General features: G+C 33.3%; 8 protein-coding genes. 3 read left to right on the forward strand and 5 right to left on the reverse strand.

What is annotated here, in order from left to right:
- Positions 1-2: 2 nt before the first annotated feature.
- The 3 genes from G2999_RS03240 to G2999_RS11710 form a co-directional block, all read right to left on the reverse strand.
- Positions 3-575, reverse strand: a complete 573-nt coding sequence (locus tag G2999_RS03240; RefSeq protein WP_010178670.1) for an HAD family hydrolase — start codon at positions 573-575, stop codon at positions 3-5.
- A gap of 9 nt (positions 576-584) precedes the next feature.
- Entirely contained in the window at positions 585-995 is a 411-nt protein-coding gene (locus G2999_RS03245; RefSeq protein WP_010178672.1) for a DUF4258 domain-containing protein, read from the reverse strand.
- A gap of 915 nt (positions 996-1,910) precedes the next feature.
- Entirely contained in the window at positions 1,911-2,153 is a 243-nt protein-coding gene (locus tag G2999_RS11710; protein ID WP_010178675.1) for a hypothetical protein, read from the reverse strand.
- A gap of 249 nt (positions 2,154-2,402) precedes the next feature.
- On the opposite strand from G2999_RS11710, the gene G2999_RS03260 reads away from it, so the two are divergent.
- The 3 genes from G2999_RS03260 to G2999_RS03270 are packed head-to-tail and all read left to right on the forward strand — an operon-like array spanning position 2,403 to position 9,639.
- Positions 2,403-3,095 (forward strand): hypothetical protein, encoded by a 693-nt coding sequence (locus G2999_RS03260; protein WP_156780192.1) that lies wholly within the window; start codon positions 2,403-2,405, stop codon positions 3,093-3,095.
- The gene (locus tag G2999_RS03265; RefSeq protein ID WP_010178679.1) at positions 3,095-3,643 is read left to right on the forward strand and encodes a hypothetical protein; all 549 of its coding nucleotides are present in this window, start codon (positions 3,095-3,097) and stop codon (positions 3,641-3,643) included. The genes G2999_RS03260 and G2999_RS03265 overlap by 1 nt, the downstream gene beginning before the upstream one ends.
- Positions 3,644-3,654: 11 nt before the next feature.
- A complete protein-coding gene (locus tag G2999_RS03270; protein ID WP_010178681.1) occupies positions 3,655-9,639 on the forward strand; it encodes an ATP-binding protein in 5,985 nt (1,994 codons plus the stop codon).
- Between the two features lie 271 nt (positions 9,640-9,910).
- Here G2999_RS03270 and G2999_RS03275 read toward each other — a convergent pair whose 3' ends face one another.
- Together G2999_RS03275 and G2999_RS03280 are read right to left on the reverse strand one after the other, a co-directional pair.
- Positions 9,911-11,122: a hypothetical protein gene (locus G2999_RS03275; RefSeq protein WP_010178683.1), complete on the reverse strand. Its 1,212-nt coding sequence runs from the start codon at positions 11,120-11,122 to the stop codon at positions 9,911-9,913.
- A 17-nt stretch (positions 11,123-11,139) separates the two neighbouring features.
- Positions 11,140-12,045 carry a hypothetical protein gene (locus G2999_RS03280; protein ID WP_010178685.1) on the reverse strand — a complete coding sequence of 302 codons (906 nt, stop codon included), beginning with the start codon at positions 12,043-12,045 and terminating at the stop codon, positions 11,140-11,142.
- Positions 12,046-12,261 lie beyond the last annotated feature (216 nt).

Below are 12,261 nucleotides of genomic sequence, written 5' to 3' on the forward strand. Positions count from 1 at the left end.
TTTTATACCTTTTGTATGGAGTTAGCTGGAATGCCGATATCTTGGGCAAGTTTAATTTGTGCTGATTCGTTTTCAAATACCATCATGTTATTTACATCAACACTCAAAAACTCAATAGCATGTTGATATTTATTGATATTGAGAGGTCTGTCATTTTTGGATAATACCCCATTAAAATAGGGCATTAAGTTATGTGCACTAAGTGTCATTTCTGCTCTAACTCTACTTGCATTTGTAATCAGAAAGATATCGCAGTTAAATCTGAGGTTTTTCAGTTTAGCTACAACAGGCTGGTTGATGTGGGTTGAAGAGATAAACTCAGCATCAAACTTCACTTTTAATTGAGTAATTCTTTTAAGTTCAAAAATAGAAATGCTAGGCAGCTGTTTACGGAGCTCATTTCTGTTAAATCGAGCATATACTGGCTTTCTTAAAACCGTTTTATATGGTAACACTACATTAACTGCTTTTTGATAAGCTAAAAAATTAGCTTCATCGGTATGCACAAGTGTACCGTCTAAATCAAAAAAAACTGTCTTTCGAGGATTATGTACAAGGCTATTAATATTTTGCATTTTCAGCTCCTATCTATACGCACAAGTTATTAATACATTATCGTGAGTCAACACTAAATAAAGGCGCCTTAATTTGTTGATATCAACAGAATTACCAAAACAGCGCTTAATTTTCTTAATACCGTGTTTTTTGAGCGAGACACTGATAGTGTTCTTAGTATGTTGAAATTTTTCATCTCCATACTCTAATACCAACTGTATCCATTCATTTTTGATACCGCGTTGTTGAATTCGTGTATCAGCATGCTTGGTGTTAATTAATCCAGTATTTACATCATATTCAGTTTCATCTCTAAGGCGCTCAATGGCCTCATGGTGATAATATGTTGCTGACTGACGACTTATGGTTTGTTCATCACTCGTGCTTTTCCCTTTATTTGATTGGGGAATGTTAATTAGACTATTTGACCGATTTATCATAATTGATATTCCTTTTATGGTTTCAATTACATAAACGTTCTATCATCCGAGAAATTAACAATTTATATATGTAATTTTTTTACCTTGGATGAAATTGCCTCAAATAGTAAGTAAATGTACATCTCACAAAATCGATTTAATTAAGAACAATCATTCTTCAAGCCCATCATTAATGAGAAATATGACTATAGCTAATATAGAAACTAGTTTTAATGGTTGGAAATTTAAGAGTTTTTCGTAAAATTGATCTCTTCTAGTAGTAAATTTGAAATCTTTAGAGTTGGCTAATTGTAATCAACCAACATAACTAAATTAGAAGAACAGCAGTATGTTATAACCAATTTAATAAATTGGTTTCGTGTATCATTTGGTATTGTTTTTAGTCTTTTGTTTCGAAAAATTATACTTACCAAGCTTGAACCATATAATTATTGTGATAATTGACGAGAAACCAATTATTCCGTAAAATTCAGCAACATGAACATTGCCTACCAATGATAATAGCCCTAAGAAGATAATTAAAAAACTTGATATTGTTATGATTGTTCTTATGCTCATTTTTTTCCTACGATTAAAATATTCACGTTGTTCCATATCTATTTCACCTAATTGAATAACAGCTAAGCAATAGCATAAGGTGAACGGTTAAACTCCTCAGCGATTTGGTTTACAAGTTGAGCTTTAGAGTAGATTGTAACTACTTATAATCTCTGATTATGATTCCAATTTTGACAGTGTCTGCTTATTTTTACTTGGAACTTTTTTTCATAGTTACTATCTCCCTTTTCACACCAAGAGTCATGCATTAACCCGCCATGCTCTTCTGTGTAACCCAAATTTTACATATCATCGGCCCATTCCCCTTTGACATTAAGTTGTTGTTGATTTAATAAATGTTTACCAAGTAGTTTTATATTAATCTAGTTTTAGTGGCCTAATTACTTTTCCTCGTTGCCAGATAACTTCGCCGTTAGGTTTGAACCCTATTACTTTATAACCAATAGATTTGTTGTTACCTTCTAACCATACAACTTGGTTAAGCTTAGGATTTGGGCAAGCTAGTTTCATTCGACTAACCCAACTATTTAAATCGCCTTTTAGGTTAAGTGGCTTTGCAATCCATCGATTCGTCTCGATGATGCTTTGTTGATAATTCATATAATGACCTCTATGTGCGTTTATGTAATAGCTAACTAATAGCCTCAATGATACAAACGAAACGAGAGCGATAAAGTTAACAAATATTTCTACAATATGATTAGATTACTTCTCATTGTTAGATAAACTGGTTTGTGTTGGGATTAATAATTTGTGGATCAAGAAGATTATGTAAAACAGTTTTATAAAAATAATATAAATGTTTTAATATCAACTATGTGATGATGAAAATTCAATATGGGGGGTGTTGTGAACGATGAAAAAAAACTAGCTCAGTTTCTATCACTTATTATAAAACAAGTTGGATACGTATTGAGACACCCAGATCATGAACAATATAGAGAAGATATTGTAAATGAAACGTTTATTAAGCTATTCAAATCAGGTGCATTTGAAAAATATTCATTAGATACTTCTGAAAATGGAAGAATAGCGGCTGCTTACATAAAAAAAACAATTCATAGTTGCAGTATGGATTACTTCAGTAAGTCAGGTATATATCGACGTTTAACTAAGCGAGAACAAGAAAGCACGGGTCTAAAGACTCAATCAATAACGAATGAAAATTTTGATGATTTATCAGCAAATGCGACTTTTTTCCAAGAAGATACAAAAACTTACACATCTGAACAATATCTTATAGCTAAAGAAGCTTATGGAAATATTCAAAAATGCTTTTCATTGATTACTGCTTCAATAACAAATGATACTCGAGCAAAATTTTTAAAGGAGGCTTTCTGGAATTCTGATTATTATGATGTGCCTATCAAACAACTTGCTCAAATATTAGGTTACCTAAAAAGTAATCCGACCCAGGATTTTAATCGTTTTGTTGATAAAATAAGTAACTGTACACAAAAATATAATATAAAAATTGTTAATTCTGGGGAACAAATTGAGTTTCTAAGGCAAATAATATCATTCGGTGGAGAACAAACGTAATGGCTGACGAAAACTTAACAAAACTCATAAAAATGGTGCATGAAGATGAGATAAATAAATCTCTAGTACAAGAAGTTTTGAATGAAACCGAATTAAGTATCGATAACAATTTAATAGAGTTAGTCCATACTTTAGTTAAAAGGGCAAATAGTAATATTTTATCTTTCCCAAAAAAATCAATTAGTATCGCTCAAAGTCAACTTATGGCTGCTGCTGGACAAAATCTAGGGAACTGGTTTGACTATCCTTTAATTTTCGCTTCTTCTGGGATCATGGTCGATATTCGAAAGGTTTTAAGTAGTAAGGACGAAGTTGATGTGTATATTCAAGCATATGGTGAAGACAAAAAACAAATTCATGATATTTTACTACCATTTAAAAATAAAAATTTACAAGTTCGATTGACCGTTGAGGGACAAGAAGTTCTCAAAGCAGACATTTATGTGGATGAATCAGCAACTGCCGCTGAAGGTACTGGGTTACTTCTTTCTTTTGAAGATAAAGAATTACATGGAGTTATAGACTTTCAAATCATAGAAAGTAATTAAAGGCGTTGAATATGATTCATGTACTTACCAGTACTGGCGATAATCTAAAAATAGACGTTCGTCTTCAAGAAGTGCGTAAGGGTGATCCTGCTGTGACTGCAACTTTGTCTTTAGCTCTAAAGCCCATTCTCTCAAGTACTGTATTTACTGAACAACAAGAATATCTCTCAACATCGGCTAAAGCTGCTTATGTTGCTCTTAATAAAATTGATCAACGCAACCGTTTTAAAGCTTCTGTAACGTTTCACTCAACTTCTTTAAGCAATGTTAATTTAATAGCCGGCAGTACAAGTGCTACTTTAGGGTATACGCTAGCATTATTTAATGCATTTTGGACAAAACAGCTAGGGAAAGGCGAAGGTATAACAACTCCTATTTTCGCAACTGGAGAAGTACATGGTAGTGGGAATATCATCTCAATTAGTTATTTACAGGAAAAACTTCAAAATACCATAAAAGTTGTTAGAGACCAGCAGATATCAAAGTTTACTATTTGCATACCACAATCCAATATATCGGATATTTCTGAGGTACAAAAAAAAGAAATCGAAGAAATTGGTGGAACTGTTATATCAGCAAATACAATTCCTGAGTTATTAGAACAACTTTTGCACAATGAATATGATGGAGAAGCACTTGGTCGGTGGACACCTTTTAAAGGATTGAAAAGTTTCGAATATGAAGATTCAATTAGGTTTTTTGGGCGTGATAGGGAAATTGAGAGACTGTATGAAGATTTAGAGCATAATCGTGGAATTCTTATTGTTTCAGGGCCTACTGGTTCGGGTAAATCATCATTGGTTAAAGCAGGATTGATACCGAAGTTAGCAAATCAAAAAAACAATTTTAATTGGATTTCTGTGACTCCTACTTCACTTGATAAACCGTTGATTACCTTTTTATTAAATGAAAGCCTTAACATGAATTCAGAATGTATTTCAGATAAAACTAACATAAAAGCCTTACTCGCCCAGCCTGAAATTTACTTAGATGAGTTAGTTTTGCAGATAAATAATCATAGGAGCCTATTTTTACTTCATATCGATCAATTTGAAGATTTTTTCAATCAAGAGAATAAACATACAAGTATTGAAGATTTGCAGCTGATCCATAAGATCACAAAAGCGACAGAAAATATAAAAGTCGTTTTATCCATAAGGAACGAATACCTATCCACATTATTAGAATCAGGATTTATTGCTTCACCAGTAATCACCAATGTATCAGAGAATTTATCTATTGATGCTTGGCGAGATATCGTCATTAAACAGGCTGCTTTTTCGGGTCTAACCTTTGAGAACACACCTGAAAACTTGGCACAAAGAATTATCAATGACGCCATTCAAACCCCTAATGCGCTTCCAATGGTTGAGTTTGTTTTAGAACAACTTTATGAAAGTGTCAAGCAAGAAAATAGTAATATTAACTATCTGCGAAATAATGATTATGATTTCTTAGGAGGAATTTCAGGTGCTATAGCGCAAAGAGCAGAGGATGCAGTGTCGCTAGCACATTCAAAAGATAATACAGTTCACCATTTATTTAGTGTTATTGTAGGGGTCACTACTGATGGAATACCTTATTCAAAGCAAGTCGCTATCAATGAATCAATTATTGATAACAACATAGAATTATCTAATTTAATTCAATCCCTTCTAGACAGTAATATTCTAATGAAGTTTGACTCAAATGACAAAATTGTGATGAAACTTACTCATGATAGTTTATTTGAAAACTGGGCAAGACTTAAAAGTTGGCTGGAAAGTTCAAAATTATTTTTAGACTGGAAGAATACAATTGAATTAGGCTACCGAAGATGGCAAAAAAATGAGTTCAATACAAAACATCTAATCAATGACACCTCATTACTTAATGAAGGGGTGGAATTTAAAAATGAGGGATTCCTCTTAAACCATGAACTAAGTCACTTTATAAAGAAATCAATAAAGAATAAGCGAAATAAAGTCATTTCTAATTTCAGCTTGTTTTTAATATTTCCCATCATAGTTGCAATGGTTTTTTGGTGGGATAAAAACATTAAAAGAAGCGAGTATTATGCTGCTGTAGGATATAAATGGGAGGTGCCTTTTGGTGTTGGCGAGCTAAGCGCTGAACAAATGAAGAAAAAACAATTTAGGTATCATTTCATCTACCAAGGTGGGTTGTTGGCTAAATATCTTGGATACGGTAATAAAGTAATCGAATTGCGACATGAAAATTCTTTAGGTTACATGTCTGAACTTAATTCCTTAGCTGAGCAGAAAGACGCTAGAATTCAATATTATTATAAAGAAAATGGAGAGATAGACACAGCCTCAACATATAGTTTGACAGATATGTTGCTTAATAAAAAAAGTTACGAATTCTCAAAAAATCGTGTAACAGTAACTTTTTTAAATAAAAATAACAATTCAGCAAGTTTCAATGGTCCACCTCAAAATCATGAATCAGTTTTTTTCAAACGCAGTAATGTTACTCGAATAAAAAAATACTTTAATACCCAAGGATATGTAGAAAAAGAAATTTATCAAAAAGATAGCTTCGGCGGTATTGGGAATGATGAATTTGGTCGAAGTGGTTACAGTTACTCATATAATAAATATGGCTTAGTTAATGAACTTACTGACATATCTACAGATAAATTACATCTTGAAAAGAACAAAAAAAGAATCATAACGAAATATAATTACAACTCGATGGGACTGATAGACACTATTGAGTTTAATAACAATAGTTCTATAAGTTCTAAAAATAATAATGAGGTAGCTAAAAAATCATACATTTATGACTCTTATGGAAACATACTAAAAACTCTCCACTTTAATGAGAATAACACCCTGTCAAATAATAAAAATGGTGTAGCAGTTACAAAATCACACATTAATAAACAAGGCTGGATAGTAGAATTACAATTTTTTGATAAAGATTACAAGCAAGTAAAAAATGAAGAGGATGTTTACCGCTACGTCATAGATTACACTACAGAGGGTTATTTAAGATCCATAAAATCTATTTATTCTGAATCAATACCTAATGAAAATAATGTTATATTTTCGTTGAAGGAATACTCATATGATAAAAATTTTAGGATTATTAAAACACTCTTTTCAAATGAAAAGGCAGAATATAATAACAGTTTTGAAACTAAGTATAATGAAAATGGAAATATTGTAGAGCAAATATATATTGACGAGCATGGTCAACCCATAACAAAAGAAAATAAAGTTGCAAAAATAATTTACGAATATAACGAAAACAACCATATTGTTAGCTCTACTTATTACGACATTTCAAATGCTCTCATAATAAACCCAACTAATGGTTGTGCTATACACATAACAGATCGTAATCATTTGGGTTATTTGCTTTCAGAAAAGTGCTTAGACACTCAAAAAGCACCTACAATTATGTCTGATGGTAGCGCTGGCTTGAATATATCCTATGACGATAATGGCAATTTGATAAAAACAATGTTTTTAGGCATAGATGAAAAACCGATGATTCACCCTGAATATGGCATCGCTGGATATGAGAACGCCTATGACGATAGTGGCAATGTAGTAAGATTTTTGAACTTAGGCACAGATGAAAAACCAATGATTGATCCTAAGTATGGCTATGCTGGCTTGAATAAATCCTATGATGATAATGGCAATGTGATAAAAACAATATATTTAGGCATAGATAGAAAACCGATGATTCACCCTGAATATGGCATCGTTGGATATGAGAACGCCTATGACGATAGTGGCAATGTAGTAAGATTTTTGAACTTAGGCACAGATGAAAAACCAATGATTCATCCTAAGTATGGCTATGCTGGATATGAGAAAGCCTATGACGATAATGGTAATGTGGTAAAAGATTTCAACTTAGGCACAGATGAAAAACTAATGATTCATCCTAAGTATGGCTATGCTGGATATGAGAAAGCCTATGACGATAATGGCAATGTGATAAAAACAATGTTTTTAGGCATAGATAGAAAACCGATGATTTACCCTGAATATGGCATCGCTGGATATGAGAAAGCCTATGACGATAATGGTAATGTGGTAAAAGATTTCAACTTAGGCACAGATGAAAAACCAATGATTCATCCTAAGTATGGCTATGCTGGCTTGAATAAATCCTATGATGATAATGGCAATGTGATAAAAGAAATATATTTAGGCATAGATAGAAAACCGATGATTCACCCTGAATATGGCATCGCTGGATATGAGAACGCCTATGACGATAATGGTAATGTGGTAAAAGAAATATATTTAGGTACAGATGAAAAACCAATGATTCATCCTAAGTATGGCTATGCTGGCTTGAATAAATCCTATGATGATAATGGCAATGTGATAAAAGAAATATATTTAGACACAAATGAAAAACCGATGATTCACCCTGAATATGGCATCGCTGGATATGAGAACGCCTATGACGATAGTGGCAATGTAGTAAGATTTTTGAACTTAGGCACAGATGAAAAACCAATGATTCATCCTAAGTATGGCTATGCTTGCTTGAATAAATCCTATGATGATAATGGCAATGTGATAAAAGAAATATATTTAGGCATAGATAGAAAACCGATGATTCACCCTGAATATGGCATCGCTGGATATGAGAACGCCTATGACGATAATGGCAATGTGATAAAAGAAATATATTTAGACACAAATGAAAAACCGATGATTCATCCTAAGTATGGCATCGCTGGTTTTGTGCAATCCTATGACGATAATGGCAATGTGATAAAAGAAATATATTTAGGCATAGATAGAAAACCGATGATTCACCCTGAATATGGCATCGCTGGATATGAGAAAGCCTATGACGATAATGGTAATGTGGTAAAAGATTTCAACTTAGGCACAGATGAAAAACCAATGATTCATCCTAAGTATGGCTATGCTGGATATGAGAAAGCCTATGACGATAATGGCAATGTAGTAAAATTTTTGAACTTAGGCATAGATGAAAAACCGATGATTCACCCTGAATATGGCATCGCTGGATATGAGAACGCCTATGACGATAGTGGCAATGTAGTAAGATTTTTGAACTTAGGCACAGATGAAAAACCAATGATTCATCCTAAGTATGGCTATGCTTGCTTGAATAAATCCTATGATGATAATGGCAATGTGATAAAAGAAATATATTTAGGCATAGATAGAAAACCGATGATTCACCCTGAATATGGCATCGCTGGATATGAGAACGCCTATGACGATAGTGGCAATGTAGTAAGATTTTTGAACTTAGGCACAGATGAAAAACCAATGATTCATCCTGAGTATGGCTATGCTGGATATGAGAAAGCCTATGACGATAATGGCAATGTAGTAAAATTTTTGAACTTAGGCATAGATGAAAAACCAATGATTCATCCTAAGTATGGTTATGCTGGATATGAGAAAGCCTATGACGATAATGGCAATGTGATAAAAGAAATATATTTAGACACAAATGAAAAACCGATGATTCATCCTAAGTATGGCATCGCTGGTTTTGTGCAATCCTATGACGATAATGGCAATGTGGTAAAAGATCTCAACTTAGGCATAGATAAAAAAACAATGATTCATCCTAAGTATGGCTATGCTGGCTTGAATAAATCCTATGATGATAATGGCAATGTGATAAAAGAAATATATTTAGGCACAGATGAAAAACCAATGACTCATCCTAAGTATGGCTATGCTGGCTTGAATAAATCCTATGATGATAATGGTAATGTGATAAAAACAATATATTTAGGCACAGATGGAATACCGGTGATTCATCCTAAGTATGGCGATGCTGGATATGAAAAAGCCTATGACGATAATGGCAATTTGATAAAAATAATATATTTAGGCACAGATGGAAAACCGATGATTCATCCTAAGTATGGCGATGCTGGATATGAAAAAGCCTATGACGATAATGGCAATGTGATAAAAATAATATATTTAGGCACAGATGGAAAACCGATGATTCATCCTAAGGGGTTATAATCCCCAGGAAAAAAGAGCCTTTATAGCTCAATCAGAAGATAGTTTTGCTAATTTAGAATATTAAATTTTAGAAAAATTTAATATTAATATCTTTGAATCTCAGATTAACTCAAGAGAATCATAATATTTTGTCAAATAAAATTTTTGTTTTTCTCGTTGAAAATCAAAATATGAATGTAGAGTAGTTATTAGTGGCCTTCTACTTAGCAACCTTTAACATGCGGTGAAGTAATTTAGTTATTATAAAAAGGTGTTTTTCTAAATACCTAATTTAAAAACTCATAGATATCTCTAAGTCATGAATAAGAATTTTGTTAGATACAATTTCATGTCTAATGATACGTTTTTGTTTTATTGCTGATTTTTCACCAAATTCTGCAAATCTATCATTACTAATTATATACGATGTACTATCACTTCCTGCTAAATCCAAAACTGTTTCATCAGCTTTAATACTAGTGGCAACAACGTGGAGGTCAATTTCACCCTTTATTTCGTTACTGATTTCATTATCACTCATGCTGAGAAGGCGTCGAATTGAAGCGTCAAAAACTAATACAACTTTATACTGCTCTACAAGGCTAACAATGAGTGGTTTTAAAGCTACAAAACCAATAAAGGAGCCTCCCTGATAACATAAGTTATTACCATCGATGATTAATTTTTGAACCACTCTTGCGGCTTTAGTTGCAATAGATTTTGCTCTTTTGTTAAGTTTGGATAGATCACGATTTAATTTTGTAATTTCTCTTGAAGTTTTTGCGATGACTCTCTTAGGGCTACTTGTATGAAATTTATGCTCACAATCTTGATGAATCATGGCGCGCTCATAAGAATTGCTAGCACTAGATAAATCCTCGTCCAGATTCTTTGCCTCGATTAAGCGTCTCTCCAACTTAATTATCTTGCCTTCTAGTGAAGTAATTTGTGTTATCACTGGCTGTAATTTATGATCAATTTTTTCTTTCTGTTCCTTTATTGCTTCAAGATCCTTTAATTGTTTGGACAGTAAATTAGCTAGCTCTGCAACTTCTGAACTTTTCGTATAAATATCAAAGCATTTGTAATCCGCTATTTCTATTAAACTTTCTTCCTTTCTTTTTTTTAACCTTTTGAAGATTCCTTCTTGCTTTGTCTTTTTTATTGAAATTTCATTAAGAAGCTGTTTTTTCTCTGCTAGCTCAGTGCGCATGCGACGCTGTTGAATATCAAACCAATTTTTTGGGTTCCATAAGCTTTTAATTGATTTATTTAATAACTCGGATGATGATTCAATTTCATTTGCGTTTGTCTTTAGCCGTTTGATTAATTTTGCTTGCGTTTCAAGTTTGCCTTCCAGCTCCAAGTAATGGAGATTGAGGGAGTTAAGATCGGTTCTTTGATACCAATGAATTTTTTGCTTTTTATCTTCAAGCGTGATGCTGAGAGCTTTGAGCTTGTCATTAGCAATCTCATAATCTTGCTCATATGGATTTAATCTCATGGTTTACCTTTCAAATATTATATTAAGCTTATTTTTAATTTACCTGCAAACTCCCTAACCATAACAGACCACCCATCGGCATCCGTTATTGCTAGGTTATTTAAGCTTTCAAGTGTTTTATCAGAAAGTGTACCAGTTACTCTTAGTTCTTGAGGTAAAGTTTTAGTGATGCTAACAACCCTCGCAATATATTTACGTAGTTCAACCTCATCCATATCTTGAGTAAGTTGTTCTGACATCAAGGTTTCTATACTTTTAGAAACAATATAATCGTGGGTATGATTACGGCCAGTAAACGCATCAGTTATACTATTTGTCACTCCAGCGGCAATTTCACCGATTGATTTTGACATAGTGCTCAACCAACTTTCTTCCACTTCTACCATTTCAACTGGTACTAATGCGGTTTCAGAGGATATCTCATAATGACTGATTTGCTCTTCGGTAATAGCGTCAAAATCACCTCTGGATTTTTTCATTGATTTAATGTAATCCAACACCTCATCAAATAAGTCTGCGGGCTCATTGAAAGGCTTCAAGCCTGCAGATACCCTTTCATGGTTTATGTCTTCTAACTGCTCCGTGATGGCCTCAATAATTTGACCTCGTTTGTAATATGCAAACCCACCGGAAGCGACCAGTGCAATCCCAGAAGCAATGCTAACAGGCATGACCCAAGCAGGTGTTGTTGAAATTAGACCAAGACTAGCAGCCACCCCTGTGGCTGATGATTTGGCACCAGACAGGAACCCTCCAATAGAAGTAGCCGTAAGAGCTGAAGCACCAGCAAGTAATCCAGAATTCCCTAATACAAATGCACCTAGCCAACTAGAGCTAAGGGTACCAGCTAAATAACCAGTGCCGCTGTAAGCAATGAATGCGCCAGAAGAATGTAAAACAGGTACCGCCAATAAAGGTAACATAGGATATCTTTTTGTTTATTTAACATTACCTTTGAATATAGCTTAGTGCCAGCATCACTTCTATAAGAAATATGCTTATATTAAAAATCATGTATAAGATATGTCATTAAATTTTTTTAATACCCTATGATTATAAATAGAAAGTTGGGGCCACTTATGAGGGATACCTAGAGAGTCCCTTGATGCTTTCCCTTAGGGATATCTTAGGGACCATTA

Source organism: Glaciecola sp. HTCC2999 (assembly GCF_000155775.1).
GTDB lineage: Bacteria > Pseudomonadota > Gammaproteobacteria > Enterobacterales > Alteromonadaceae > Opacimonas.

Excerpts from the sequence above, each read along its gene's own strand:
- G2999_RS03275 (WP_010178683.1), bottom strand. The coding sequence starts at position 11,122 with ATGAGATTAAATCCATATGAGCAAGATTATGAGATTGCTAATGACAAG.
- G2999_RS11710 (WP_010178675.1), bottom strand. The coding sequence starts at position 2,153 with ATGAATTATCAACAAAGCATCATCGAGACGAATCGATGGATTGCAAAG.
- G2999_RS03245 (WP_010178672.1), bottom strand. The coding sequence starts at position 995 with ATGATAAATCGGTCAAATAGTCTAATTAACATTCCCCAATCAAATAAA.
- G2999_RS03265 (WP_010178679.1), top strand. The coding sequence starts at position 3,095 with ATGGCTGACGAAAACTTAACAAAACTCATAAAAATGGTGCATGAAGAT.
- G2999_RS03240 (WP_010178670.1), bottom strand. The coding sequence starts at position 575 with ATGCAAAATATTAATAGCCTTGTACATAATCCTCGAAAGACAGTTTTT.
- G2999_RS03270 (WP_010178681.1), top strand. The coding sequence starts at position 3,655 with ATGATTCATGTACTTACCAGTACTGGCGATAATCTAAAAATAGACGTT.
- G2999_RS03280 (WP_010178685.1), bottom strand. The coding sequence starts at position 12,045 with ATGTTACCTTTATTGGCGGTACCTGTTTTACATTCTTCTGGCGCATTC.